Genomic DNA, 26,028 nt, shown 5'->3' with positions numbered 1-26,028 from the left:
GTCTGTGCCGACGCCCAGATCCTATGGTGTTAAGTACCGCAACTTGATGGGTTTTCTTGACGCTTTCAAGGCCGCTGCGCGGTTATGCCCACGGCATGGGCAGCTTCTATCACCCGGGGGCGGAGCGGAGAACCCCGTATCATTGACGGCTTCGGACGATTTCGCCTAATAATCGCCGCCAATGAGGCGCGACGCCCGCCAGCCCAAGGTTCAGTCGAGGTTTTTTGCATGAACAAGGTCTATCCCGACGCCAAGTCGGCGCTGTCAGGCATTCTAAAAGACAACATGATGATCATGTCGGGCGGCTTCGGCCTCTGCGGCATTGCCGAGGAGCTGTCGGACGCGATCCGGGATTCCGGCGTCAAGGGCCTGACCGTGGTCTCCAACAATGCCGGCGTCGACGGCATCGGCCTCAGCCGCCTGCTCGAAACCCGCCAGATCAAGAAGATGATCTCGTCCTATGTCGGCGAGAACAAGCTGTTCGCCCAGCAATACCTCGCCGGCGAGCTGGAACTCGAATTCAATCCGCAGGGCACGCTGGCCGAGCGCATCCGCGCCGGCGGCGCCGGCATCCCGGCCTTCTACACCAAGACCGGCGTCGGCACGCTGATCGCCGAAGGCAAGGAAGTGAAGGAATTCGACGGCGAGAAGTACCTGATGGAGCGCGGCCTGTTCGCCGACCTCGCCATCGTGCACGCCTGGAAGGGCGACACCGCCGGAAACCTGATCTACCGCAAGACCGCGCGCAACTTTAACCCGATGATGGCGACCGCCGCGAAGATCACGGTGGCCGAGGTCGAGCATCTGGTTCCCGCCGGTGAACTCAATCCCGACCACATCCACACGCCCGGCATCTTCGTGAAGCGCATCGTCGAGGTCGGCACGGCCAAGAAGCGCATCGAATTCCGCAACACCCGCCCGCGTACTGCCGCTTAAGCGCAACAGGAGACTCACATGGCCTGGACCCGTGAACAGATGGCCGCGCGCGCCGCGAAGGAATTGCGCGACGGCTACTACGTCAATCTCGGCATCGGCATCCCGACGCTGGTCTCGAACTACATCCCCGATGGCATGGACGTCTCCCTGCAGAGCGAGAACGGCATGCTCGGCATGGGGCCGTTCCCCTATGAGGGCGAGGAAGACGCCGATCTCATCAACGCCGGCAAGCAGACGGTGAGCGAGCTGCCGTCGACCTCGTATTTCTCGAGCGCGGATTCCTTCGGCATGATCCGCGGCGGCCACATGGATCTCTCGATCCTCGGCGCCATGCAGGTGGCCCAGAACGGCGATCTCGCCAACTGGATGATCCCCGGCAAGATGGTCAAGGGCATGGGCGGCGCGATGGATCTCGTCGCAGGCGTCAAGCGCGTCGTGGTGGTGATGGAGCATTCGGCCAAGGACGGCCCGAAGCTCCTGAAGAGGTGCAATCTGCCGCTGACCGGCGAGCGCGTCGTCGACATGGTCGTCACTGATCTTGCCGTCTTCACCATCGACAAGCACGGCGATGGCGGCATGGCGCTGATCGAGCTCGCCGACGGCGTCACGCTCGACGAGATCAAGTCCAAGACCGAAGCCGAATTCCGCGTCGCGCTGAAGAACACGTAGGGTCGTCGTAAAGGGGCGCGCATGACGATACGGTCCGCGCGTCCCGAAGATGCCGAATTCATCGCACAAACCATCCTGAATTCGATGCGCGGCCACCGGCCGCGCGGCTGGTTCGACGTGGCGCTCGGCTGGCCGGAAGCGGAGTGCCTCGCTTTCGTCGCGCGCGTCGCCGTCGCACGGGCGGTGTCGATGTGGCATTTTTCGCAGTTCCTGGTCGCCGAGATTGATGGCAAGCCCGCTGCTGCACTTTGCGCCGTGCCGGCAGCCGGCACCGGACCGGCGGCATGGCGCGCGGTCGAAGAGGTCGGTCTCTCCATTGGGCTGACGGCGTCAGAGCTCGACGCCATCCGCCAGCGCGGTGCCTATTCGCGAGCTTGCTGGGTCCAGGGCGGCGAGGGCGACTGGATGATCGAGCATGTCGCGACCGACCTTGCCTATCGTGGTCGTGGCTTGATGCAGGCGTTGATCGCGCATGCGCTGGACAAAGGGCGCGCAGCTGGGTTTGCCCGGGCGAGGATATCGTTCCTGATCGGCAACGAGCCGGCCGAGCGCGCCTACGCGAAGGCGGGTTTTGTCTTCGCGGAAGAGAAGCGCGACCCGAATTTCGAGGCAATCATCGGCGCGCCCGGTTTTCGCATGTTCGCGCGAAAGATTTGAGCAGGTTGCAGGCGCCGGCGACAACCAAGCGTTTGCTATCAATTGGTCGAAGCGCCATGAATGTGCGGACGATGTGCCCCTTCAAGCGGGGCCGCTCGGCACCTCGGAGAACCGGGTTAGCCAGGCAACCGGGCCGATGCTGGCCGCGATGATCAGGAGGGCCGCGAGCGCGCCGTCCTCGAAATTGCCGCGGCTTGCGTACTGGTAGATTGACGTGGACAGCGTTTCGACGTTGAGGGGCCGCAGGAGCAGCGTTGCCGGCAGCTCCTTCAGGCAGTCGACGAACATGATGATGACGGCGCCAAGCATCGCGGGCCGGAGCAACGGCAGATAGATCTGCCTCAACATGACCCCCTGGCCGGCGCCGACCGCGCGTGCGCTCTCGTCATAGTCGCTCGGAATGCTGTCGAACCCGGCCTTGATCATGCCGACCGGCACAGCCAGAAAACGAATCGTGTAGGCGATCACGACGGCCATCCCGGAGCCGACCAGGACCAGCCCCGGAAGCGAACGTCCGGTCCAGGTCGCGACCGCGCTCAGCGCATTGTCGACCGCCAGGACCGGGGTGAGCAGGCCGAGAGCGATGACGAGACCCGGCAGCGCGTATCCGGCCTGCGCGATGCTCAGCGCGACATATCGCAGAGGATCCGGCCGCAAGCGATGCGCGATCGTCGTGGCGAGCGCAAGCATCAAGGCCATGAGCGTTGCGAGCCCTGCAAAGGCAAACGAATGGAAGGTGTGGCGCCACAGCAGCGGGTCGAAATTTGCAAGCAGGCCGCGGCCGAGAGCCTGATGCGCCAGATAGAGCAGCGGGACCACGAAACCGATCAGCACCGGCAGCACGCAGACCGCGAACGCGATCGACGCTCTTGCGCCCGACAGCGGGGTTCGCCGCCTCACATGCGGGCTTTCGGCCGAGAATTCGATGCTGGCGTTGCGACGGCCGTAACGCTCCATCGCGATCAGGCCGGCGACGATCGCAAGCATCAGGCATGCGAGCTGCGCTGCACCGGCAAGGCTGCCGCGGTTGAGCCAAGTGGTGAAGATCGAGACCGTCAGCGTGCGGATGCCGAGATATTCGCTGGCTCCGATGTCGTTGAGCGTTTCCAGCGCGACCAGCGCCACGCCGACCGCCAGCGCCGGCCGCGCCATCGGCAGTGAAACGCGCCACAAGATGGTCCATCGGCCGGCGCCCAGCGTCGTGGCCGCTTCCGCGAATTCGGCTGACTGAACCTGGAACGTCGCACGCGCCGAGAGATAGACGTAAGGGTAGAGCACGAGCCCGATCACGAAGATGGCGCCCGGCAGCGAGCGGAGGTTGGGCAGAAGGCCGAGGGCATCGCCCAGCGGCAGCCAGGTCGCCAGGGTGCGATGCACCAGGCCCAGCGGTTCGAACAGATCGGCATAGACGTACGCCGCAAGATAGGTCGGAATCGCCAGCGGCAGCGGCATCAGCCACAGCAGCATGCCCCGGCCGGCAAAATCGTGGCGCGACATCACCCATGCAGTGCCGGCGCCGATCAAAAGTGTGACCGCGCCGACCCCGACGAGCAGAAGGGCAGTGTCGAGAAGGGCGGCCGGCAGCACGTAGTTGATCAGGTCGTGCCACACATCGGATGCCGGCTGCAAAGCCAGCGAAACGATCGAGATCACGGGCGCCGCGACCAGGACCGCGGTTGCGATCGCGATGGCGGTTGCGGCGCGACCGGCCCGCACACGGCCCCTCGATCGAGGCCGTGTGCTCGTAGCTTCCAGCAGTTCGATAGACGTGGGCCGCCAGAGATCAGTTGTCAAAGCCGACCTTGTCCACCAGCGAGGCCGCAGCCTTGCGGTTGGCGGCGATCTTTGCGATCGGCAACGGATCCGGGACGAGCTTGCCGTAGCCGGCGATGGTCGCATTGACGGCGACACCGCTCCGAACCGGATATTCGTAGTTCTGGTCGGCATACATCTGCTGCGCCTGCTCGCTGACGAGCCACTCGATCAGCTTGGTACCGTTGGCCTTGTTGGGCGCGTTCTTGGCGAGCAGCACGCCGGAGAGGTTGACGTGGGTGCCGCCGCCCTCGAAGGTCGGCAGGATGACGCGGGTCGCCTCCGCCCACGGCTTCTTCTCGGGATCGTTGTTCATCATCAGCGCCCAGTAATAGGTGTTGCCGATGCCGATATCGCATTTGCCGGCGGCGACGTCACGCGCGGCTTCGCGATCGCCGCCCGACGGCTTCTGCGCGAGATTGGCCTTCAGGCCGCGCAGCCATTCCTCGGCCTTGGCTTCGCCGTACTTGGCCGCGTAGGCCGCGAACAGCGCGTTGTTATAGATGTGCTGGCCCGAGCGAATGCAGATCTTGCCCTTCCACTTGGGATCGGCGAGCTCCTCATAGGTGATCTTGTCCTGCTTGACGCGATCCTTCGAGGCATAGATCACGCGCGCGCGCATGGAGATGCCGGCCCAGTGTCCGTCCGGATCGCGATATTGCGCCGGCACGACCTTGTCGACCGCCTCCGACTTGATCGGCTGGGTGACGCCGGCCTGCACGGCCTCGTCGATGCGGCCGATGTCCACCGTCAGCAGCACGTCGGCCGGACTGTTGGCCCCTTCCGCCTTCATGCGCTGCTCCAGACCGGAGCTTGCGGAGACGACGTTGACCTTGATGCCCGTGTCCTTGGTGAACGCATCGAACAGCGGCTGGATCAGCTTGGTCTCGCGGTAGGTATAGACGTTGACCTCGCCATTGGCGGCGGCCTCCGACACGAAAGACGTGGTCAGGCTCAACACCGCCGCAGACGCGGCGAGGACGCGAAGATAGATCATAAGGGCTGCTCCCAGGCGCGAGATTGAACGCCGATTGAGTAGCGCAGGCGGGGGGCCAACGTTAGCGACGCGATGTCGCGAGAGCATAAGCTTAGAGCAATTCCAAAGTATCTTTTAGACTCATTCTAATACTGAAGCGACGGTCATGGGAAATAATTGGCGCCCTATGATCCTGCCGGCCTCATCTTGCTCAGGCGCTGCGAGACGCTGGCCAGCCACGACGTCTCCTCGCGCACCAGGCGGAAGCCGAGATTGGCGGGCGGCACGCCCTGGGCGCAGCCGCCGGCACGGGCGTCGCGGATGAAGTCGGTGACATAGGCGCGGTGCGCACCCTCGGCGACGCGCACGCCGCAATTCACGGTCGCGCGGCCGGGATTGCCGGAATCATCGACACGCGAGCGCACGAAGCACGTCGCGGTCCACTCCCAGATATTGCCGGCGAGGTCTTCGACGCCATGCTCGTTCGGGCCGAACTTGCCGAAGCGATGAGCCGTGGTGTCGGAGAGGTCGCGTTCGGATTCGCGCTCATAGCGGCTGATCCAGCGCTTCGAAGGGTCGCTTGCATCGACCGGTACCCCGTCATCCCGGAATCTGGAGCCGGCGGCAAAGGCCCATTCCTCGTCGCTCGGCAGGCGGTATTGATGGCCGGTCTTGCGCGACAGCCAGCCTGCATAGGCCTCGGCGTCGTGCCAGCTCACCTGCACTGCGGGACGATCGGGGGCGATTGCCACGTCGCGATCGAGTGCGCGGCAGGCGCCATCCTGCACGCAATGCTGATAGTCCGATGAAGCGACCTGATTCCGCATGATGCGCAGCGGCCGGTTGATCCGGATGGTGCGCATCGGCGCTTCCGCCTGCTGTCCGCCGCGGGTGAAATCGCCGGCCTCGCGATAGGCGAAGCTGCCCGGGGCGACCTCGACCAAGGCCGGCTCGCCGACGGCATGGCGCATTGTCAGCTCCGAGACCAGAGGCGCAACGGCCAGCGGCCCCGCAAGCCCGGCCGCGCAGGCAAGTGCCAGCTTGAGCTTGAATGCGATCAGCACAATCATTCCTCCGCAGAAGGAAAAAAGGGGCCGGCGATGACCGGCCCCTTCGTCGCGTCTAGTTGGTGCTGGCAGGAGGTATTTCGGCAGGCGCCTTCACTTGCATCATCAGATCGTCGTTCCACTTGCCTTCGACCTTGAAGTGCGCGGTGGCGCCGAGACTGGCCGCCTCGATCAGGTTATGCGTGACATAGGCGTAGATGCCGGGCTGCTGGAACTTGTACAGCGCAGCTCCCGCCGAGCCGCCGCGGATGAACCAGGTCTCGAGCCCGACCTCGGGCGCGTTGCCGAACTTGCCGGTCTCCCAGACATAGTCGCCGTGGCCACCGATCAGATGCGGACGGCTGTCGCGATTGGCCTGCGAGTGCACGATCAGCACGTTCTCGCCGACCTTCGCGGTGAGCGCGTTCTTGCCGGTGAGCGCGCCAACCTTGCCGTTGAACACGACATGGGTCGGGGTCAGCTTCTTCATCACCTCTTCGGTCTCGGTGAAGGCTTCGCCCGGCGATTCGTAGGACTTGAAGTTGCCCTTCTCGTCGCGCGGCACGTACATGTCCTGCTCGCCGATATAGTAGACCTTGTCGTATTTCAGCGCGCGGCCCTTGCCGTCGTTCAGCCCCTCACGCGGCAGCACCATCACGGCACCGTTCATGCCCGAGACGACGTGCCAGGGGGTCATCGGGCCGCCCGGTGCGCAGTGATACACGAACACGCCGGTCTTGGTCGCCTTCCAGCGCAGCACGACCTGCTCGCCGGGATTGATGAGCGTGAGCTCGCCGCCGCCGAGCGCGCCGGTCGCGGAATGGAAGTCGATGTTGTGCGGCATGGTGTTCGTCGCGGGATTGACTAGCGTCAGCTCGACATAGTCACCCTCGTGCACGACCATGAGCGGGCCCGGCATCGAGCCGTTGAACGTCATCGCCTGGAAGGTGGTGCCCTTGTCGTCGATAACGAATTTCTTCTCCTCGATCGTCATCCTGAACTCGACGATCTTGGGGCCCTGTGTCGTGGCCTGCTCGTGCGCGTGCACGAAGGGCGGAGCGACCAGCTCTACCTTCTGACGCGGCAGCTTGAGATCGCCGGCGGCGAAAGCCGGGATCGCCAACATCAGGGCGGTCGCGGCGGCGCTGATCAATGCGGCTCTGCGGGTGAACATCGGAAGCATCCTTCATCTGAAATGGTTTTGATGACGGAGTGCAGTGTGCGCCGATTGCGGCAAGCGTGTTTGTGCTGCGACAAGCTTCCGCCGGATTCGCGTTCGGCAACATGACCTAGATTTCTCGAAGGAGCGGGATCGGCGATGGCAACTCACCGCGTCCGCAGGCGCGATGCCGATCGAGGCCGAGCGTCAACTCAGCGGCAACTCGTTTGCATGTTCAAGCTGGATGACGATCTCGGTTGCCCCGCTCATGCGCGTGGACGAGATCGCAAGACAGGCCTTGGCGAAGGCGCGTCCGTTCAGAGCAGGTTCACGGCGAGCCAGACCAATCCCCAGATCGCCAATGACAGCGCGACGAAGACGGCGATCGCGGCCGCCAGGGCGCGCACCGCGCCGGCGGGGGCCGGCGCGGCCGGGGCCGGCCGGAAGTCGTCGAAACGCGGGATATGGCCGCGGACGTCGAGCAGGGAGAGAATGAGTTCGAGTGCGAAAAGCCTCATGGCGAACGCTCCGGATGGCCGCGATTTTTTCTCACCATGGCCGGGAACCGGTATCCGCGCTTTGCGCGAGCGCAAAGCCGCGTCCGCCGATCCGGGTTATTTGAATTCATTCCGTGATTTGCCGCGATGTCTCGCGCGCGGCGGGCATTTACGAATGGGTAACTTATGAGAGCTGATCTTGCGGCGATCTACGGCGAGGAACGCCTGCCACGCTATACCAGCTATCCGACCGCACCGCATTTCACGCCCGCGATCGGTCCGGACGCCTATGCCCGCTGGCTGGCGGAGCTGCCCGTGGCCGCCAGCGCCTCGCTCTATCTGCACGTGCCGTTCTGCCGCGAGATGTGCTGGTACTGCGGCTGCCATACCCAGATCGTCCGCCGCGACGAACTGATCGCCGGCTACCAGCGGACGCTACGCAGAGAGATCGCGCTGACGGCCGAAACCATCGGCCACCGCATCAAGGTCGAGCACATTCATTTCGGCGGCGGTACGCCGACGATCATGGCGCCGGACGCCTTTGCCGAGCTGATGGCGACGATGCGCCAGGAATTCTTCGTGCTGCCCTCGGCGGAAATCGCGGTCGAGATCGATCCCCGTACATTGAGCGCGGACATGGTCGAGGCGATGCGGCTCTCCGGCGTCAACCGCGCGAGCCTCGGCGTGCAGAGCTTCGACCCGGTGGTGCAGCGGGCGATCAACCGTGTGCAGAGCTTCGCGCAGACGGCCTCCGTGGTCGAGATGCTCCGCGGCGCCGGGATCGAGGGTGTCAACTTCGACCTGATCTACGGACTGCCGCACCAGACAGTGGCTTCGTGCCTGGAGACGGTGCGACGCAGCCTCGCGCTTTCACCCAGCCGCTTCTCGGTGTTCGGCTATGCTCACGTGCCATCCTTCAAGAAGCACCAGCGCATGATCAATGAAGGCGTGTTGCCCGACGGCCTTGCGCGCCACGACCAGGCCTGCGCCATCGCCAATGCCTTGAAAGAGGCCGGCTACGTGCAGATCGGGCTCGATCATTTCGCGCGGCCCGACGATGCCATGGCCGTGGCGTTCGAGCAGGGCACGCTGCGGCGCAACTTCCAGGGCTACACCACCGACCGGAGCGAAGTCCTGCTCGGCTTCGGCGCCAGCGCGATTGGGCACCTGCCGCAGGGCTATGTCCAGAACGAGGTGCAGATCGGCGCCTATTCGCAGAGCATCGCTGCCGGCCGCCTCGCCACCGCGAAGGGTTATGGCCTCACCGATGACGACCGGCTGCGCGCCGACATTATCGAACGCATCATGTGCGAGTTCGGTGCCGATCTCGGTGACATCTGCGCGCGCCATGGCGCGGAGGCCGGCGCCATGCTGAAATCTGCCTCGCGTCTGAAGCCGCTGATTTCCGACGGCGTCGTGAGGGTGGAGGGCGATCGACTCGCTGTCGCCAAGGACTCGCGCTTCCTGGTCCGCAGCGTCGCCGCTGCGTTCGATGCGCATCTGGATCCAGGCAAGCAGTTGCACAGTCGGGCGGTGTAGCCCCCCGTCATTCCGGGGCGCGCCTCTTGGCGCGAACCCGGAATCCATTTCACTGCACTGGTTGCTGCTCGATGGATTCCGGTTCGCGCTACGCGCGCCCCGCAATGACGAGCCAGCTTGCGCTCCAACAAAGAAACTCGGTCCCGCGTCGCTATCGTCGATCGGAATGGAGTTGTCCATGTCCTTCCGATCCGACGATCTGGTCGATGACATCATGCATTCGGCGCCGCACACGATCCGCGTGTTTCTCGCCTTCAGGATGGCTTGCGTCGGCTGTCCGATCGCGACCTTCCACACGGTCGATGACGCCTGCCGCGAGCATGGCATTGACCGCGACAAGTTCCTCGCCGCGCTGATCGAGTGCGTGCCGGCGTGAAACGATCAGGAATCGCGCAGGTGTGCGTGGGTTCCCGGATGATGAGCGCGCTTTCGCCGTAAGCGGAAGCGCCTCATCCCTGACTTGAGCAGAGAGGTGTCTCTCACGCCGTGCCGCTGTCGACGCTCCGCTCCGCCAGAACCACAATCTTGTGCGGCTCGCGCAGAATGATGCGCTGGCGGCCGCTCTCGACCAGGCCCTGGCTCTCCCAGCCGCTCAGGATGCGGCTGACGGTGTGCAGCGTGGTGCCCGTCATCTGCGCGATGTCCTGGCGGCTGATCGGGAAGTCGATCTCGATGCCGTGGTCGAGCTTCTTGCCGGATTGCTTGGCGAGGCGAAGCAGCGCGTGCGCGACGCGTTGCTCGACCTGCTGGGTCGACATTTCCAGGATGCGGGTGTGACTTTCCTGCAGCCGCGTGCCGACGGTCTGGAGCGTGTTGGCGGCAATCGCCGGAAACCGCTCGACCAGCCGCGGCCAGGCCGAAGTCGGCCAGATCAGCACGACGCTGTCGTCGACCGCCATGGCCGTCGCCGGATACCGCGCGGCTCCGATCGCCATCGCGAGCCCGAACGTCTCGCCGGGCGCGACATAGCGCACTACGATCTGCTCGCCGGCAGGTGTGGTCTTGGCCGCGCGGACATGGCCGTGCAGCAGCAGGAAGAAGGACTGCGCGTCCGCTCCCTGCTCGAAGATCGCACTGTTCTTGGGATAGCGCGCCGAGCGGGCCTCACGCAGGATCTCGTCCAGAGCTTCCGGCGTCATCCCCGCAAACAGCGGCAAATGCGCAACCAGCGATGTGTCGACCTTGGCCATTCTGCCTCCCCTGGCATCAGGGAGTGTGATGGCACCTGCAATCGTCAGGTAGTTTGCGTTAGCGCAAAACGAGGCCGCCCGGTGGCAGTATTTTTCCAAACAACAGTCTGATTTGATTGGAGTTGACCCATGGCTGGCGCCCGATCCCGCAACTTTACGGGCTGGCCGCTGTTTGCGAACAGCTTTCGCCCCTTTTTCCTGCTCGCCGCAATCCAGGCGGCGTTGTCGATCCTGGTCTGGCTGCCGATGTTCTACGGCGAATTGTCGGTGAGTTCCGCATTCGCGCCGCGCGATTGGCACATCCACGAGATGCTCTATGGCTTCCTGCCGGCCGTCATCACCGGCTTCCTCTTCACCGCCATCCCGAACTGGACGGGGCGCCTGCCGATCCAGGGCGCGCCGCTCGCAGGCTTGGTGACGGTCTGGCTTGCCGGACGCGTCGCGGTGACGCTGTCGGCGAATACCGGTTGGACGTTTGCACTGGTCGTCGATGCCGCGTTCCTGGCACTGGTCGTTGCCGCCGCAACGCGCGAGATCATCGCGGGCGGCAACTGGCGCAACCTGCCGGTGGTCGGGCTGGTGCTGGTTCTGCTCGCCGGCAACGTCGCCTTCCATGTCGAGACGCATTACGCAGGCGCGGCCGACGTCAGCATCCGCGTCGGCATCGGCGTGGTCGTCCTGCTGATCGGCTTGATCGGCGGCCGCATCATTCCGAGCTTCACCCGCAACTGGCTGGTCAAGTTCAATCCCGGCCGCCTGCCGGTGCCGTTCGGACGATTCGATGGCGCGGTGATCGGCTTGAGCGCGCTGGCGCTGATCGCATGGATCGCGGCACCGCTGAACATGATCACCGGCGTCGCGATGGCGGCAGTCGGCGTGCTGCATCTGGTTCGGCTTGCACGCTGGGCCGGCGACCGCACCACGCGGGAGCGGCTGCTGCTGATCCTGCATGTCGGTTATGTCTTCGTGCCGCTCGGCTTCATCCTGAACGCTGTGGCCGCCTTCGGCGAGCTGCCGCCGAGCGCCGGCATCCATGCCTGGATGGCGGGTGCTGCGGGAACGATGACGCTCGCGGTGATGACCCGCGCCAGCCTCGGCCATACCGGACAGGCGCTGACGGCTTCGCCGGCGGTCCAGGCAATCTATGCTGCAATCGTCATCGCGGCTCTGGCCCGAATCGGTGCCGTCGTGTTGCCCGCGTATGGCGACGTGCTGCTGTACGTCGCTGCCTGCGGCTGGATCCTCGCCTTCCTCGGATTTGCCGTCGCGTTCGGTCCGCTGCTCGCCGGCAGCGGGCGGCGGGCGCTCGCCACGATGGGCGTGCCCGCCCCCGCGCGCTGAAGTCAGGCTGCACCTGCCGAGGGCGGTGCGGAGCGAGGCCGCACGCCCTTGCGCCACTCGGTGATGGTGCAGCCGAAGCGGCCGCGAAACCAGCGCGCCATGGCGCTCTGTGCGGAGAAGCCGAGCTGCACCGCGATGTCGGCCAGCGGCCGGGCGGGATCCTCGATCAGCTGGACCATGAGATCGGCGCGTTGCGCGTCCAAGATGGCTGAGAAGCTGGTGCCCGATGCGGCGAGGCGGCGGTGGATGGTGCGGCGGGTACAGGCCAGATGCTCGGCGACGCGCTCGACCGTGCAATCGCCGCTGGCGAGCAGGGTCCGCACCACCTCGTCGACCTTTGCCTCCCAGCTTGCCGGCCTGCTCTCGATCGCCTCGATCCGCTTGCGCAAGTAACTCGCGATCAAGGGATGCGCGCTTGGGATCCGGCGCTGCATGTCGTGCGCCGACAACAGGATCGCATCCTCGTCCGCATTGAAGATCACCCGGCAGCCGAAGAAGTCGCGGTAACGCTTGCGGTCGAGCGGCGGCGGGTAGTGCAGATGCACTTCCAGCGGCCGCCAATCGCCTCCGAACAGCGACTGGATGATGCGCTGAACGCTGCCGAGCGCCATGTCGATCGACTGCCGCGGCGCGCGCGGCTGCCGGCCGCGCAAATGCAGCGTGATGGTCACGGTCCGCTCGTCACGCGTGACGTCGAGCCGCATGCCGTCGTGATGGATATGGATGAAGCGCGAAAACGCCTCGATCGCTTCGCCGACGGTCGCCTGTTCGCGCACGATCAGGCCGACCGCGCCGAAATTGGTGAGGCCGCCGCGCTCGGCGAGACGCAGGCCGAAATCCTCGGCGCCGGAGGCCTTTGCCGACAGTTCGAGCAGGCGGCGCAGGCCGGTGACGGCGATGGGGATGTCGGGCTGGTCGAGGCAGGCCAGCGGCAGCCTGACCTTGCGCATCATCTGGCCGGGGTCGAGCCCAACCGACCGGGCGACCTCGGGGTAACAGCTCAAGCCTGCGCTGCGAATGAGGTCGGTCATGCAAACCGTTCCTGCCAGCCATACCCGCAGATGTCCCGAAATGTAAAGTTTCTGTCTCAATACGTCAAATCGGGGAACCCGGTGGCGCATACATAAGGAAAACCGATGCACTGGCGTGAATGCCGTGCGCATTGACGGCGGGCGCGACGGGGCCCGGCCGTCTCGGGCCATTTGACCAAGACATTGCTGGATCGGGACTATGCCGGGGAACATGCATTCCAAGGGCGAGGTATTCGTCATCGACGCTGACGCCGCCTTCCGCGAACAACTTTCCGCCGCGCTCGAACAGAGCGCCTATGACGTGATCTGCTTTGCCGATGGTGCCTCTCTGCTCTCGGAAGCCAAGACGCGGATGCCGGCCTGTGTGCTGCTGGAAATGCCGCCGGATCGCTCCGCTCTCGAGGTGCTCAGGCAGCTGCGCGAGGAGAATTGCATGGCGCCGGTGCTGGTGACGTCGGCGAATGGCAGCATCGCCATGGCGGTTGACGCCATCAAGAGCGGCGCGACCGACTTCATCGAAAAGCCGTTCCGCACCCACGACATCGTCAACCGGATCGATGCCGCCATCGATCAATTCGCGCAACCCGGGGCGATCGGGCAACGCTGGCTGCCGGGCTGTGAGCCTCTGACCGCGCGCGAAGCCGACGTGCTCGAGCATCTTGCCGCCGGCCTTACCAACAAGGAGATCGCCCGGCGGATGCATCTGAGCGCGCGGACCGTCGAAGGTTACCGCGCCGGCGTCCTGAAGAAGGCCGGCGCCAAGAACGTGACCGATCTGCTCCGGCGCATTTTTGGCCAGGGCTCGCCGACCCAGGCCTGAAGCCGCCCGGACCACCGAGCGTTCCACAGACATGGTGCCGCCGCGGCGGCGCCCCACGGAAGTCTCAATCGAACCGGTTCCTTCCCTGCCGCGTCCAACCACGATGGCGAGGCATCTCATCGCGCGCGTCCGGCTGGCGGCGCGGCGATACCGGCAGGAGGGACTTTATGCGCATCACCGCAAGATATTTGGCAACCACGGGCCTGGTCCTGGTGACCACGGCGCTCGCATCGCCGTCATGGGCGGCCAACGTGGAAGCCAATTCGACGATCGACACGGTCACCGTCTATCCCGACGGTGCAACCGTCACCCGCATCATTTCGCTGGATCTCGCCTCCGGCGATTCGACGCTGGTGGCCAAGGATTTTCCGCTCTCGCTCGATCCATCTTCCCTCCGCGTCGAAGGAGAGGCGGGCGCCAAGCTCACCATCGGCACGATCGATGCACGCCCACCGAAGGCCGCGCCGCCGATCAACCTGCCCGAGCTCGACAAGCGCATCGAAGCGCTGAGGGATCAACGGGCCGACCTGCAAGGTGCGATCGACTCGGCCAATGCCCGGCGCAAGTTCGCGCAGCATTTTGCCGAGGCATCGCCGGCCGGCCTCGGCGAGAAGGGCGAGGCGCGCCCGATCGCCGAATGGCGCGCGGCCTTTGCCGCGGTCGCCGAGGAGATCGCGACCGCCGACAGCGCAATTCGCGATGCCACGCGAAAACAGCGCGAGCTCGACCGCCAGATCGCGCAACTGGAAGCCGAGCGCTCGGCCAAGCCGCCGAGCAAGCTGGAAGTGCGGATCGACGTCGCCTCGGCCGCCGCGACCAAGGCGACGCTGCGCGTGACCTATGCCGTGCGCAACGCGCGCTGGGTGCCGCTCTACGATGCCCGGCTCGACACCGGCGCCAAGGATCGCAAGCCGCAGCTCGAAGTGGTGCGTCGCGCCGAGGTGACGCAGTCCACCGGTGAGGACTGGTCGAACGTGACGCTCGGCGTCTCCACCGTGCGCGTCAGCCGCGGCGGCAGTGCTCCGGAGCTGCATTCGCTGATCGCGCAATATCCACAAGTGCCGAAGCCCATGGCCCTTGGCACGGCCTCGGATCTAGCGCGGCCTGCGCCAACTGTTCGCCAGCGCTCGTACGAGCCCATGTCCAAGGCTGCCGAAGCGACCGAGTTGCGCGAGCGCGCCGACGAGCAACAGGCCGTCGCCGAGATCGGCGACTTCCAGGCCACCTTCAGGATTCCCGGCCGCGTCAGCCTCGGCGCCGCCGACGGTGCCAAGAGCCTACGTATCGCTTCGGTGAATGTGCCCGCCGATCTCGCGGTGCGCGCCGCGCCGGTGCTGGATCCGACCGCATTCCTGGAAGCCAGCTTCAAGCAGACCGACGACACGACCCTGCTGCCGGGCAAGGTCGCGATCTATCGCGACGGCACCTTCGTCGGCCGCGGCAAGATCACGGCGTCCGCCAAGGAGGACATCGTGCGGCTCGGGTTCGGCGCCGACGACAAGGTCAAGATCGAACGCGCCGTGCTCAAGCGCAACGAAGGCTCGGCAGGCCTCCTGGTCACGACGTCGAAGACCGACGAGCGTTCGTTCAAGACCACGATCCGCAACGGGCATGATTTTCCGATTCGCGTCGCGATCGAGGATCAGCTGCCGGTCAGCGAGAACGAGGACATCGTCGTCGAGATGCTGCCCTCGAGCACCCAGCCGACCGCCAACAACATCCGCGACAAGCGCGGCGTGCTGGAATGGTCGTTCGACGCCAAGCCCGGCGAGGCCCGCGACATCAACTTCGCCTGGCGCATCCGCTGGCCGAAGGACAAGAGCATGGTGATCGTCCCGGCGGGCTGATTTCCTGCACAGGTGGCGCAGCTTCACCTCGCCCCGCTTGCGGGGAGAGGTCGGGTTGCTTCGAAGATGCAATCCGGGTGAGGGGGTACAGGTCTCTCGACCATCTCGCGTGTGGAGAGAGGCCCCTCACCCCAACCCTCTCCCCGTAAGAACGGGGCGAGGGAGCGCACCTTCACCGTGGCGGCAGTTCAGCTTGCCCCGCAGCCCGCATCGACTGCGGCAGCACATACGGCACGCCGTCAACTTGATGCACGACCGCGTCGATCTCGAAAATATCCCGGATCCTCTCGCGCGTGACGACCTCGGCGCGCGGACCGTCCGCGGCGAGCCTGCCGCCGGCCAGCACGACCAGGCGGTCGGAAAAGCGGATCGCGAGGTTGAGATCGTGCAGGATCGCGATCACGGCGGTGCCGGCTGCCGCGCGGCGGCGCGCCGCCTCGACGAGGTCGATCTGGTGACGCAGATCGAGGCTCGATGTCGGCTCGTCCAGCAGCAAGAGCCCGGGGCCGTGCTTGGCCTCGCCGCAGGCGAGCTGCACCAGCACGCGGGCGAAATGAGCGCGCTGCTGCTCGCCGCCCGACAGCGTCGGCAATTGCCGCTCGCGGAAATGCGACAGTCCGACCTCGTCCAGCGCGGCGTCGACGAGCGGGCCGGCCTCGCGCAAGCTGCGCTCGCCCGCGCCCATCAGCACGATCTCCTCGACGGTGAAGGGGAAGGTGACGTTGATGTGCTGGGACAGCATTGCACGGCGCGCGGCGAGCTCGCGCGGCGCGAAGCTGCCGATGTCGCGCTGCTTGAGCCGCACCTCGCCGGCGCTCGGGCGGAGATCGCCGGAGAGCAGCCGCAGCAGCGTCGACTTGCCGGCGCCGTTCGGGCCGATGATGGCGATCATCTCGCCGGCCGCAACCGTTAGGCCGACGCCGTCAAGCAATGTCGCGCGGCCGGCGCGCTTGCCTAGGTGTCGTGCATCGAGCACTGCGGTCATAGCGCGGCGAGCCCGCGCTGCCGCAGCAGGATGAAGAGAAAGACGGGTGCGCCGACGGCCGCCGTCAGGATGCCGATCGGCATCTCCGCGGGCGCCACGATGGTGCGCGCCAGCGTGTCGGCCCCGACCATCAGGATCGCGCCTGACAGCACCGAGGCCGGCAACAGCAGGCGATGCGCCGGGCCGATCACGAGACGGAGCAGATGCGGCACGACGATGCCGACGAAGCCGATCACGCCGCTGATCGACACCGCGACGCCGGTCATGGCCGAGACCATCACGATCGAGATCCGCTTCAGGCGCTCGACGTCGACGCCGCCGTGAAAGGCGTCGGCCTCGCCGAGCACCAGCAGGTCGAGGCCGCGCGCGATGAAGGCGCAGCCTGCGAGTCCGGCAATGAGCACCGGCGCGAGCACGGCGGCCTTGGTCCAGGTCGCGCCGCTCATCGAGCCCAGCATCCAGAACGTGATGTCGCGCAGCTGACGGTCATCGGCGATGAATACCAGAAGGCCGATGCCCGCATTGGCGATCGCGGTGATGGCGACGCCGGCGAGCAGGAAGATCGCGATCGAGGTGCGTCCCGAGCGGCTGGAGATGCCGTAGAGGATTGTGGTGGTCGCCAGCGAACCCGCGAAGGCCGCGAGCGGCAACAGCTCGGTCTGGAGAAAGCGCAGCGCCTCGCCGAAGCGGGAATCGGTGAAGACGATCGCGCTCGCGGCTGCGAGCGCGCCGCCGCTGGAGACGCCGACCAGGGCGGGATCGGCGAGCGGGTTGCGAAACAGCCCCTGCATGATCGCGCCGGCCGCGGCAAGCAGGCCGCCGATCATCGCCGCCGCCGCGATCCGGGGAATGCGGATCGACCACAGCACGAGCTGGTCGCGGGCCGTCATGGCCGTGTTTTCGCCGGCCAAGCCCAGCGCGGCTGGCAGCCGGGAGAGCGGGATGCCGGCGGCGCCGACCGTCAGAGCGGCGATCGCGGTGACCAGGAGCACCACGAGCAGAAGGGGAATCGCGAACGATGCTGCTCGCCGTCCCGCGCTGTGTCGCGGGCTCCGTGTTTCGATCCCGGCGGCCACGCTCATTGCCGGCAATTCGCCGTCGACAGCGCCGACGCGAACGCGCCGCCCTCGGCCAAGGCCGGATAGAGCTTGACTGAGAGATCGCGCGCCGCTGCCGCGGTGCGCGGCCCGAAGCCGAGCAGATAAAGCCCATCCATGGTGATGAAGCTCTTGTTGGCCGCGACCGACGTCAGCGCAAAGCCGGGGTGCGTGTAGACTGCATCGGCCTGCAGCGAATCCTTGCCGCGCTCGATCGACAGCACGACATCGGGCTTTGCGGCCACGATCGCCTCGTCGCTGATGACCTTGTAACCGTCGTAATCCTCGACCGCGTTGGCCGCGCCCGCGAGCTGGATGATCTCATCCGCCGCGGTCTTGTGGCCCGCCACCATCGCCCGCCCGTTCTGGAGCGACATCACGAACATCACCCGCACCGGCTTCGTCACCTTGGCGCGCAGGGCACGGAGCTGTGCAAGATCGGCGCCGACCGCGGCGCTGAGACATTCGGCACGCGCATCGACGCCCATGGCGTGGCCGACCAGCTTGATCTTCTCGATCAGGCCTTCCTCGGAAAAGGTCTCGGGCACCAGCACCAGCGGCACCTTCGCCGTCTCCAGGATGTCCATGGTCTCGCGCGGGCCCGAGCCCTGGATCGCCAGGATCAGCGTCGGGTTGAGACCGAGCACGCCTTCGGCCGAGATCTGGCGCACGTAGCCGACATTCGGCTTGTCTTGCAGTGCCGCCGCCGGATAGAGGCTCGTCGTGTCGACGCCGACCAGCCGGCTTTCCAATCCCAGCGCATAGAGGATCTCGGTGATGGCGCCGCCGATCGACACCGTGCGGGCAAAATCGGTAACAGTGACGTCGCGATTGCGCGCGTCATGCACGGTGATGCCCGCGGCGTGCGCAGCAGACGCGAACGCGAGTCCGCCGGAGAGCAGGAGACGGGCGAGGGTGCGGCAACATGTCATTGCAGTTACTTCGTCAGGATCAGCTTGTTCTGCGAGGTCAGGCGGAGACGATAGCTGTCCTCGCCATGCGCAATGATGATCTCGCGCTCGGCGGCAAACAGCTCGCGGCTATCGATGCGGCTGCCGCGCATGGTGAGAGTTCGCGTTGCTGCAGAAGGGCTTTGTGCCCGTCCTGCCGCGCTGCCGCTGCTGTCTCCTGATGTGGCTGACATTGTCGGTGTGATGCGCTTTCGAAAGCTGGAGTACCGCCCGTTTGTACAGGTGGCGCCAAGCGCATTCCAACCATCGCAGTTTACAATCGATATAAACTGTAACCCGATGTCATTGACCGTCAGAGTGTTGCCACGTAACCATTTCTGACGGCGGGGAACTCGCCCGCCTCTTGGGACAATCAGCCAGCCAGTCGCTCGCGTTGCGAGCGCGCGCCAGCCAGACGACATCAAAAACTAAAGTGAAGTGCAGGCTGGGGCTGATATGGCTGACGGGGCTAGGTATTCGCGCGCCCTGATTTTGGGCGCGTCGGTGGTTTCAATTGCGGCAATGACGGCGGAGGGCAGTCTCGCGCAGACCGCATCGCCACAGAGTGAAAACGCGTCGTCGGATAGGCCGAAGCAGGCCAAGCGCAAGCAGGCGCCGCAAGTTGCGCAGCAGGCCGCGCCGGAGGTGATGAACGCCCGCGCCCAGGCCGGCGGCGCAGCGCCGGTGCAAACGCTCGATGCGATTACGGTCGCGGCAACGAAGACCGAGGAGCGTGCCGTGGATGCGCTGGCACCGGTCAGCGTCGTGACCTCGGCGCAGATCGAGGGACGTCAGGCCAGCACGGTTGGTGACCTCATCTATAATGTGCCGGGCGTATGGGTCCAGAATCGCGGCGACGAGCCGTCGACCTCGATCAACATTCGCGGCCTGCAGGATTTCGGCCGCGTTGCTGTCGTCGTCGATGGCGCGCGGCAGAACTATCAGCGCACAGGCCACTTCGCCAACGGCTCCTTCTTCCTCAATCCGGAGCTGATCAGCGGCATCGACATCGTGCGCGGCCCGACCGCGAACATCTACGGCTCCGGCGCGATCGGTGGCGTGGCCTCGTTCCGCACCAAGGACATCGAGGATGTCGTCCGCGTGGGCGAGCGCTGGGGCGTCGATGTCAAGACTATCCTTGGCAGCAATTATGGTCGCGCACTCGGCTCGGCCTTCGGCGGCGTGCACGTCAATCCGAATGTCGACGTGTTCGCAGGCGGCACCTATTCGACGCAGGAGAGCTACAAGGACGGCACCGGCTTCGAGGTCGCCAATACCGGCAATCGGCTCAGCAGCGGCATCGCCAAGCTGACGGTGCGGCCGGCGGACGGCCACGAGGTCAAGCTCGGCGCCATCTTTCAGGAAGACATCTACAGCCTGGGCCAGCCGCCGCGACGCGCCGGCGATCCCAATTCGACCAATGCGAACGGCACGAACAATCTGAACGGCACGTCCATCTACGCCTCCAACGTGAAGAATTACACCACGACGCTCGGCTGGAAATACTCGCAGCCGGATGATCAGTGGTTCGACTGGGATGCGAAGATCTACTGGAATCGCACCGAGAACGACCAGACTAAGACCAGGCACACCACCACGACGCCGTCAGTTTATTGCGGTGGCGTGCCGGGCAATGCCGTTTCGGGGTGCATCGGGAGCAACCGCGGATATCTGCTCGATACGATCGGTATCGACGTGCACAACACGACACGCTTCGAAACGGGAAGCTGGCGCCACGCGGTGACTTACGGTCTGGATGCGTTCCAGGACAAAGTATCTACCCAGGATAGGACGGGTACCGGCGAAGTGACTACGCCGGGCGGCCAGCGCACGGTGTCTGGCGGCTTCGTGCAGTGGAGGGCGAACTACACCTCGATGCTCGAGGTGATCGGTGCGCTCCGTTACGACAATTATCAGCTTTCGTCGGCGTCCTCATCGTCGGGCGGCGATCGCCTCTCGCCGAAGATCACCATTGCTCTCGTTCCGACCGCGGTCGTGACCCCCTATGCCAGCTACGCGGAAGGCTATCGGGCGCCCTCGATCACGGAGACGCTGGTGAGCGGGCCACATGCCGGCGCGACGGTCAACGACTCGTTCTTCCGCTGTCCGTCGGGCACGCCGGGACCGGGCGCGGACTCGACCTTCTGCTTCGTGCCCAATCCAAACCTGCGCCCCGAGGTCGGCAAGAACAAGGAGATCGGTTTCAATATCAAGAAGAACGATCTGTTCACGGCGGGCGACACGCTGCGCGGCAAGATCAACGTGTTCCGCAACGACATCAGCGACTTCATCGATCAGGTCGCTTACGGAAACCCGCTCGTGGTCCCGACCGGGCCGCCACCGGCGCCGTCGATCACGGTGCTCCCGTTCCTGCAGTATCAGAACGTGGCGTCCGCGCTTATTCAAGGCGTCGAGGCCGAGGCGATGTATGACGCGAACCTGTGGTTCTTCGGCCTCTCCGGGACCTATCAGAGCGGAAAGAATCTGCAGACCGGCTTCGGCCTCTACAGCATTCCGCCGCAGAAGATCACGACGACGGCCGGCGTGCGTCTGCTCGACCGCACCCTCATCCTTTCGATGATGTGGACGTCGGCAATCGCCAACTACGACATCCCCAGGACCTACACGCCCGCGACGTCGTACGATCTCGTCAATCTTTACGCGCAGTATCACCCGACGCCCGCTCTCACGCTCAACTTCTCCGTCGAGAACCTCTTCAATCGCTACTATCGTCCGTACGCCATTCCGGTCGGTAGCACGGGCGACACGCAAAACGACGTGAAGTGGGCGAGCGCCGGTGCTGGGCTCGTGATCAAGGGAGGTCTCAAATACCATTTTGGCGGCACCTGAGGAAGACACCGCAGGTTATGCCTTGCTGATCTCGAAGGCCACGCTGATGCGTCAGCGTGGCTTTCGACCCGTTCTGAAATATCCGGTCGGCAATTGCCGATCTACAAGTCACAGGAGAAAAGTCGAATGTTCATCGCCATGAATCGCTTCCAGGTGAAGCCCGGCTCGGAAGCCGCGTTCGAAACCGTCTGGCGGACCCGTGAGTCCTATCTCGGCAGCATGGCGGGGTTCGTCGAATTCCATCTGCTCAAGGGGCCGGTCGCCGAGGACCACACGCTGTATTCCTCGCATACCGTGTGGGTCGACAAAGCGGCTTTCGAGGCCTGGACGCGCTCGGAGGAATTCCGCCGCGCTCATGCGCGCGCCGACAACAAGACCGGCGAGAGCCTCTATCTCGGTCACCCCAAGTTCGAAGGTTTCGAGGTCATCATGACCGAGCGCAAGGCGAGCGCGGCCGCTTGAGGCGCCGGGGTTGAGGAGCCAGATATGCTGAGCACCGATCTCGCCGACCTCAAGGCGCATATGGCGGACAATCCGGGTGCCGTGATCGAGGACGTCGCGCGCGAGCGCAGCGCCACGCCGCGCGCGGTGATCGAGGCGTTGCCGCCGTCAATGGTGCGCATCGGGAGCGGCGAACATTTTGCCGCCGCCATGCAGGACATCGCGGAATGGGGCGAGGTCACGCTGATCGTCCACACCGATGATGCGATCTTCGAGTTCACCGGGACCATTCCCGCGGGCGAGATCGGCCGCGGCTATTTCAACCTGATGCAGCCAAAGGGCCTGCACGGCCATCTCCGCCACGAGCGCTGCGCGGGAATTGCCTTCGTCGAGCGGCCCTTCATGGGCAAGTCCTCGGCCTTCGTCGCCTTCGTGAACGCCGACGGCGGCATCATGTTCAAGGTCTTCGTCGGCCGCGACGAGACGAGGGCGCTGCGGGCGGATCAGCTGGCGCGGTTCCGGCGGCTCGCGGACCGGATCGCGGCGAAGCTTTCGGCGTAACTTCCATTTGTCGGGAGATCAGGATGCAGAGCAATTCCACGCTAGGGCACGTGATCCTCACAATCGCACTGGCGCTCGTGCCGGCGCCGGCCTTTGCGATCGACGCGGCGCTGTTGCCGCGCAATCTGTCGCCCTGGGGCATGTTCCTCGGTGCCGACATCGTCGTGAAGGTCGTGATGGTCGGGCTTGCCGTTGCCTCGCTGGCGACATGGACGGTCTGGCTCGCCAAGACCATCGAGCTGCGTCGCAAGGGCTCGCTCGCCTTGCAGCGGACGCGCACCCTCGAAGGCAACATGACGCTGGCCGAGGCATCCGCGCGGACCGGCGACGCCCGCGACGCAGTCGCGCAGCTGATTCAGTCCTGCGCCAGGGAGGCCGAGCTCTCCGGCGGCATTCTCGACGACGGCCTGCAGGAGCGCGTCGCGTTGCGGCTGGAGCGGGTCGAGGCGGCGATGTCCAGGCAGATCGCGCGCGGCACCGGCGTGCTCGCGACCATCGGCGCCATCGCGCCGTTCGTCGGTCTGTTCGGCACCGTCTGGGGCATCATGAATTCCTTCATCGGCATCTCCGAGAGCCACACCACCAGTCTGGCGGTGGTCGCGCCCGGCATTGCCGAAGCGTTGCTCGCGACCGCGCTCGGTCTCGTCGCCGCGATTCCGGCGGTGGTGATCTACAATCACCTCGTCCGCGGCATTGCCAATTACCGCGCTTTGCTCGGCGACGCCTCGGCGCAGCTCATGCTGCTGGTGAGCCGCCAGCGCGACCACGGCCATTTCCGTCTGGCGCGGGCAGCGGAGTAGCCATGGCCGCCAAGCTCGGAACATCGAAGCTCGGCTCGCGCGGCGAGACGAGGGATTTCGACGTCACCCACGAGATCAACGTCACGCCGTTCATCGACGTGATGCTGGTGCTCCTGATCATCTTCATGGTGGCCGCACCGCTCGCCACCGTCGACATCGGCGTCGATCTCCCGGCGACCGCCGCCGAGCCGGCACCGCGGCCCGACAAGCCGGTCTTCGTCACCGTCAAGCCGGACCTTTCGATCGCCGTGGGTGAGGATATCGTCGCTCGCGACGGGCTCAGCACCTCACTCGATGCCGCCACCAAGGGCCGCAAGGACGAGCGCATCTATCTGCGCGCCGACAAGGCCGTCTCCTATGGCGACCTGATGGAGGTGATGAACACCCTGCGCAACGCCGGCTATCTCAAGGTCGCCCTCGTCGGGCTCGACGGACGCAGCTGATGGCAGCGAACGCCTTTGCCTTGCATCAGCCGCTTGACGAGCGGGAGGGCGCGCGCTGGGGCGCCTCGGCGGCGATGATCGTGGCGCTGCATCTCGGCGCCGCGCTGCTTGCGATGAACTGGCTGAAGCAGGTGCCGGACGAGGGCGTCAACATGCCGGCCATCCTGATCGACATGACGCCGGAGACGTCGGCACCGCAGTCAACGCCGCTGGACATCGCGCCGGGACCGATGATGCAGCAGGCGGATGCGTCACCGCCCGAGCCGGTGCAGCAGCAGGCTGTCGAGGAAATGATCCCGCCGACACCGCCGCAGGAGCGGCCGGAGGTGTTGGCTCCACCGGAACAGAAGCTCGAGCCGAGCCCGCCGCAGCCCGAGCCCGCGAAAGTTGTGCCCGTGGAGAAGCCCGCCCCGGCGAAGCCCAAGGCGGTCCGCCTCGACGCCCGGAAGCCGTCGGATGCCCTTCCGGCGCCGCGCACCAGCGCACCGCCGCGCGCGGAGCGGCAGGCTCCGCTGGCCTCTGCCGTCAATGCCGGCTCGCTCGCGTCTGCGATGGCGACCTATTATCAGCGCGTCCGCGCGCATCTCATGCGCTTCCACCAGTATCCGACGAGCGCGAATGGCCAGAGGGGCGTGGTCAAGGTGAGCTTCACGCTCGGCCGTAACGGTCAGGTATTGTCCAGCCGCCTCGGCGGCTCCTCGGGCGTCGCAGCGCTCGATGCCCAGGCGATGGCCATGGTGCGCCAGGCCCAACCATTCCCGCCGGTGCCGGCCGAGATCAGTTATGCAACCATACCCATCAACGTCCCGGTGATTTTCGGGAAGTAGCCATGGGCAATGACTCTCCCTCCCGCGGAAAAGCGGGAGGGAGAGAGAGCGAGCCTCGCCTCACTTCGCCTTCAGGAAATCCGCGACCTCGAGCAGCACGAACTCGTTGTCGTCGGCCTTGTTGGGATCGCGACTGGAGGAGAACGGCAGGTTGTTGTCGTTGCCGACGATGATGTGGGTGTCGTCGACGCGATCGACGTTCTCGATGGTGAAGAACGGGAAGGTGTAGACGCCGTCGTTGAGCGGCTTCCGCGCCTTCTTGTCGGGATCCCTGATCTTCATCAGGTCGATATAGCCGATCTTGCGCACGGGCTTGCCGACATTGGCGTCGGTCAGCTCGATCTTGTAGACGCGCTTGAACTTGGCGAGGTCGGGGAAGCAGTTCTCGCCGCGCTGGCCTTGCGGGCAGGCCTTGTCGGCGGTGCCCTCGCCATTGTCGCGCTCGATGACGAGGCCGGAGGCCTGGTCGATCATGTTGAAGTCGCCGATGGCGTTGCCGTTCTGCTCGAACACATAATGCCAGTAGCGGCCGGTGAATTTCTCGGCGGCGACGTCGAATTCGAGGATGCGCGAGGCTTCCTTGCCGTCGACCTTCTCCCAGTCCTTCTTGTCGGCATCCCACAGCGGTCCCTCGAGCAGGCCGTAGAGGAACTTGCCGTCTTTGGACGCGGCGAAGCCCTCATAGCCCTTGGAGCGGCGGAGATTGACATTGGTGTAGGTCGCGCCCGGCGCGGCCGGCGTCCCCGCCGCCCAATTGTCGGGCGAGCGCACCGGCTTGCCGTCGGCGACCGTATCGAACACGCCGAGGATTTTGCCTGACTTGTCCGCCTTCAGGACATAGGGGCCGAACTCGTCGCCGATCCAGAAGGTGTCGCCGACAATCTGGAAACCTTCGGTGTCGAAATCGGAGCCGGTGAGATAGCGCTTCTGGGTGTCCTCATGCACGATGCGGAAGGGGACGCGTCTGTCGGGGTCGTGCAGGAAGATGGTCTCCAGCCGCTCCATCTTGCCGCTGGCCCAGTCCATCTTGTAGCGGTTGAGGTACAGCATCGAATCCGGCGAGTTGGCGCGCGCGCCCATGCCGTTGTCGGTGAGGACCCAGAACGTGCCGTCGGGCATGGTCTTGATGCCGGAATGGCCTTGCAGCGGCTGGCCCTTGAACGGCAGCGACACGCCGGTCGGACGCTCGAAGGACTTGCCCATCACGGTGCCGAGCGCGTCGACCCGCTTGCCGGTGGTATATTTGCCCGCCGCCTTGAGATCGGCGGGGGCATCAGCCGGCGCCTCGATGAAGGTTTCGGCGGGCATCACCGCGTGGCCGGCGAGCTTGGCGGGGAATTCGCCCTCGCTCTGCGCGAGCGCTGTGCTCGCGGTGAGGATGATCGTGGCGACGGTGCAAAGAAAAGTCGCGCGCATGTGCGTCTCCTGTTGGCGGACGCAACGCTTATGCGGATCGCATGTTGCAGTATTGTGAAGCCGGGCCAAAGGCCGCAGCGCTCTTCGCCTCTCCCCGCCTGCAGACCGTGAGAACGGGGAGAGGGGGACGAGAGAGCG

Annotated in this window: 26 protein-coding genes; 14 read left to right on the top strand and 12 right to left on the bottom strand. The window is 65.4% G+C overall.

The window, feature by feature from the left end:
- Positions 1 to 228: 228 nt before the first annotated feature.
- The 3 genes from N2605_RS28785 to N2605_RS28775 are packed head-to-tail and all read left to right on the top strand — an operon-like array spanning position 229 to position 2,262.
- Entirely contained in the window at positions 229 to 936 is a 708-nt protein-coding gene (locus N2605_RS28785; protein ID WP_035998773.1) for a CoA transferase subunit A, read from the top strand.
- A gap of 18 nt (positions 937 to 954) precedes the next feature.
- Positions 955 to 1,605 (top strand): CoA transferase subunit B, encoded by a 651-nt coding sequence (locus N2605_RS28780; protein ID WP_035998776.1) that lies wholly within the window; start codon positions 955 to 957, stop codon positions 1,603 to 1,605.
- Between the two features lie 21 nt (positions 1,606 to 1,626).
- Entirely contained in the window at positions 1,627 to 2,262 is a 636-nt protein-coding gene (locus tag N2605_RS28775) for a GNAT family N-acetyltransferase (RefSeq protein WP_260344213.1), read from the top strand.
- Positions 2,263 to 2,343: 81 nt separating this feature from the next.
- Here N2605_RS28775 and N2605_RS28770 read toward each other — a convergent pair whose 3' ends face one another.
- The 5 genes from N2605_RS28770 to N2605_RS28750 all read right to left on the bottom strand — a co-directional run bounded on the left by N2605_RS28770 (position 2,344) and on the right by N2605_RS28750 (position 7,773).
- Positions 2,344 to 3,978, bottom strand: a complete 1,635-nt coding sequence (locus N2605_RS28770; protein WP_035998781.1) for an ABC transporter permease — start codon at positions 3,976 to 3,978, stop codon at positions 2,344 to 2,346.
- A 67-nt stretch (positions 3,979 to 4,045) separates the two neighbouring features.
- The gene (locus N2605_RS28765; RefSeq protein ID WP_035998784.1) at positions 4,046 to 5,071 is read right to left on the bottom strand and encodes a Fe(3+) ABC transporter substrate-binding protein; all 1,026 of its coding nucleotides are present in this window, start codon (positions 5,069 to 5,071) and stop codon (positions 4,046 to 4,048) included.
- A gap of 164 nt (positions 5,072 to 5,235) precedes the next feature.
- Positions 5,236 to 6,114 carry an SUMF1/EgtB/PvdO family nonheme iron enzyme gene (locus tag N2605_RS28760; RefSeq protein ID WP_036022002.1) on the bottom strand — a complete coding sequence of 293 codons (879 nt, stop codon included), beginning with the start codon at positions 6,112 to 6,114 and terminating at the stop codon, positions 5,236 to 5,238.
- A 58-nt stretch (positions 6,115 to 6,172) separates the two neighbouring features.
- The gene (gene nirK / locus N2605_RS28755; RefSeq protein WP_036022006.1) at positions 6,173 to 7,270 is read right to left on the bottom strand and encodes a copper-containing nitrite reductase; all 1,098 of its coding nucleotides are present in this window, start codon (positions 7,268 to 7,270) and stop codon (positions 6,173 to 6,175) included.
- 302 nt (positions 7,271 to 7,572) lie between these two features.
- Complete coding sequence (locus N2605_RS28750; RefSeq protein ID WP_035998787.1) at positions 7,573 to 7,773, bottom strand: hypothetical protein; 201 nt, start codon at positions 7,771 to 7,773, stop codon at positions 7,573 to 7,575.
- A 165-nt stretch (positions 7,774 to 7,938) separates the two neighbouring features.
- On the opposite strand from N2605_RS28750, the gene hemN reads away from it, so the two are divergent.
- The gene (gene hemN / locus N2605_RS28745) at positions 7,939 to 9,291 is read left to right on the top strand and encodes an oxygen-independent coproporphyrinogen III oxidase (RefSeq protein WP_260344212.1); all 1,353 of its coding nucleotides are present in this window, start codon (positions 7,939 to 7,941) and stop codon (positions 9,289 to 9,291) included.
- A 178-nt stretch (positions 9,292 to 9,469) separates the two neighbouring features.
- A complete protein-coding gene (locus N2605_RS28740) occupies positions 9,470 to 9,667 on the top strand; it encodes a DUF1858 domain-containing protein (RefSeq protein WP_035998817.1) in 198 nt (65 codons plus the stop codon).
- A 103-nt stretch (positions 9,668 to 9,770) separates the two neighbouring features.
- Here the strand turns inward: N2605_RS28740 and N2605_RS28735 are convergent, their stop codons facing one another.
- Positions 9,771 to 10,481 (bottom strand): Crp/Fnr family transcriptional regulator, encoded by a 711-nt coding sequence (locus N2605_RS28735; RefSeq protein WP_260344211.1) that lies wholly within the window; start codon positions 10,479 to 10,481, stop codon positions 9,771 to 9,773.
- Between the two features lie 129 nt (positions 10,482 to 10,610).
- Here N2605_RS28735 and N2605_RS28730 point away from each other — a divergent pair, with 129 nt between their 5' ends.
- The gene (locus N2605_RS28730; protein ID WP_225137479.1) at positions 10,611 to 11,822 is read left to right on the top strand and encodes an NnrS family protein; all 1,212 of its coding nucleotides are present in this window, start codon (positions 10,611 to 10,613) and stop codon (positions 11,820 to 11,822) included.
- A gap of 2 nt (positions 11,823 to 11,824) precedes the next feature.
- Here N2605_RS28730 and N2605_RS28725 read toward each other — a convergent pair whose 3' ends face one another.
- Positions 11,825 to 12,853, bottom strand: a complete 1,029-nt coding sequence (locus tag N2605_RS28725; protein WP_260344210.1) for an AraC family transcriptional regulator — start codon at positions 12,851 to 12,853, stop codon at positions 11,825 to 11,827.
- 199 nt (positions 12,854 to 13,052) lie between these two features.
- Here N2605_RS28725 and N2605_RS28720 point away from each other — a divergent pair, with 199 nt between their 5' ends.
- Both N2605_RS28720 and N2605_RS28715 read left to right on the top strand, forming a co-directional pair.
- Complete coding sequence (locus N2605_RS28720) at positions 13,053 to 13,673, top strand: response regulator transcription factor (RefSeq protein WP_260344209.1); 621 nt, start codon at positions 13,053 to 13,055, stop codon at positions 13,671 to 13,673.
- 167 nt (positions 13,674 to 13,840) lie between these two features.
- Positions 13,841 to 15,520, top strand: coding sequence for a mucoidy inhibitor MuiA family protein (locus N2605_RS28715; RefSeq protein ID WP_260344208.1), 1,680 nt, complete (start codon positions 13,841 to 13,843; stop codon positions 15,518 to 15,520).
- A 172-nt stretch (positions 15,521 to 15,692) separates the two neighbouring features.
- Here N2605_RS28715 and N2605_RS28710 read toward each other — a convergent pair whose 3' ends face one another.
- Genes N2605_RS28710 through N2605_RS28695 form a run of 4 tightly spaced genes read right to left on the bottom strand, consistent with a single transcriptional unit; the run spans position 15,693 to position 18,746 of the window.
- Complete coding sequence (locus N2605_RS28710; protein WP_260344207.1) at positions 15,693 to 16,505, bottom strand: heme ABC transporter ATP-binding protein; 813 nt, start codon at positions 16,503 to 16,505, stop codon at positions 15,693 to 15,695.
- A complete protein-coding gene (locus N2605_RS28705; RefSeq protein ID WP_109142538.1) occupies positions 16,502 to 17,587 on the bottom strand; it encodes a FecCD family ABC transporter permease in 1,086 nt (361 codons plus the stop codon). The genes N2605_RS28710 and N2605_RS28705 overlap by 4 nt, the downstream gene beginning before the upstream one ends.
- Positions 17,584 to 18,534 carry a heme/hemin ABC transporter substrate-binding protein gene (locus tag N2605_RS28700; RefSeq protein WP_109142539.1) on the bottom strand — a complete coding sequence of 317 codons (951 nt, stop codon included), beginning with the start codon at positions 18,532 to 18,534 and terminating at the stop codon, positions 17,584 to 17,586. The genes N2605_RS28705 and N2605_RS28700 overlap by 4 nt, the downstream gene beginning before the upstream one ends.
- 5 nt (positions 18,535 to 18,539) lie before the next feature.
- Positions 18,540 to 18,746 (bottom strand): hemin uptake protein HemP, encoded by a 207-nt coding sequence (locus tag N2605_RS28695; protein WP_035998834.1) that lies wholly within the window; start codon positions 18,744 to 18,746, stop codon positions 18,540 to 18,542.
- A gap of 262 nt (positions 18,747 to 19,008) precedes the next feature.
- Here N2605_RS28695 and N2605_RS28690 point away from each other — a divergent pair, with 262 nt between their 5' ends.
- The 6 genes from N2605_RS28690 to N2605_RS28665 all read left to right on the top strand — a co-directional run bounded on the left by N2605_RS28690 (position 19,009) and on the right by N2605_RS28665 (position 24,474).
- Positions 19,009 to 21,402 carry a TonB-dependent hemoglobin/transferrin/lactoferrin family receptor gene (locus N2605_RS28690; protein ID WP_260344206.1) on the top strand — a complete coding sequence of 798 codons (2,394 nt, stop codon included), beginning with the start codon at positions 19,009 to 19,011 and terminating at the stop codon, positions 21,400 to 21,402.
- A 126-nt stretch (positions 21,403 to 21,528) separates the two neighbouring features.
- A complete protein-coding gene (gene hmuQ, locus N2605_RS28685; RefSeq protein WP_035998838.1) occupies positions 21,529 to 21,864 on the top strand; it encodes a heme-degrading protein HmuQ in 336 nt (111 codons plus the stop codon).
- 24 nt (positions 21,865 to 21,888) lie between these two features.
- Complete coding sequence (gene hutX / locus N2605_RS28680; protein ID WP_035998840.1) at positions 21,889 to 22,404, top strand: heme utilization cystosolic carrier protein HutX; 516 nt, start codon at positions 21,889 to 21,891, stop codon at positions 22,402 to 22,404.
- Between the two features lie 23 nt (positions 22,405 to 22,427).
- The gene (gene exbB / locus N2605_RS28675) at positions 22,428 to 23,204 is read left to right on the top strand and encodes a tonB-system energizer ExbB (RefSeq protein ID WP_128264129.1); all 777 of its coding nucleotides are present in this window, start codon (positions 22,428 to 22,430) and stop codon (positions 23,202 to 23,204) included.
- 2 nt (positions 23,205 to 23,206) lie between these two features.
- Positions 23,207 to 23,647, top strand: coding sequence for a TonB system transport protein ExbD (gene exbD / locus N2605_RS28670; RefSeq protein ID WP_260344204.1), 441 nt, complete (start codon positions 23,207 to 23,209; stop codon positions 23,645 to 23,647).
- Entirely contained in the window at positions 23,647 to 24,474 is an 828-nt protein-coding gene (locus tag N2605_RS28665; protein WP_074447707.1) for a TonB family protein, read from the top strand. The genes exbD and N2605_RS28665 overlap by 1 nt, the downstream gene beginning before the upstream one ends.
- Before the next feature lie 60 nt (positions 24,475 to 24,534).
- Here the strand turns inward: N2605_RS28665 and N2605_RS28660 are convergent, their stop codons facing one another.
- Positions 24,535 to 25,890 (bottom strand): esterase-like activity of phytase family protein, encoded by a 1,356-nt coding sequence (locus tag N2605_RS28660; protein WP_036022051.1) that lies wholly within the window; start codon positions 25,888 to 25,890, stop codon positions 24,535 to 24,537.
- Positions 25,891 to 26,028: the final 138 nt, after the last annotated feature.

Source organism: Bradyrhizobium yuanmingense, assembly GCF_025200905.1.
Lineage (GTDB): Bacteria > Pseudomonadota > Alphaproteobacteria > Rhizobiales > Xanthobacteraceae > Bradyrhizobium > Bradyrhizobium yuanmingense.
Note: the sequence above shows the minus strand (reverse complement) of the source record. Positions and strands in the feature narration are given on the sequence as shown.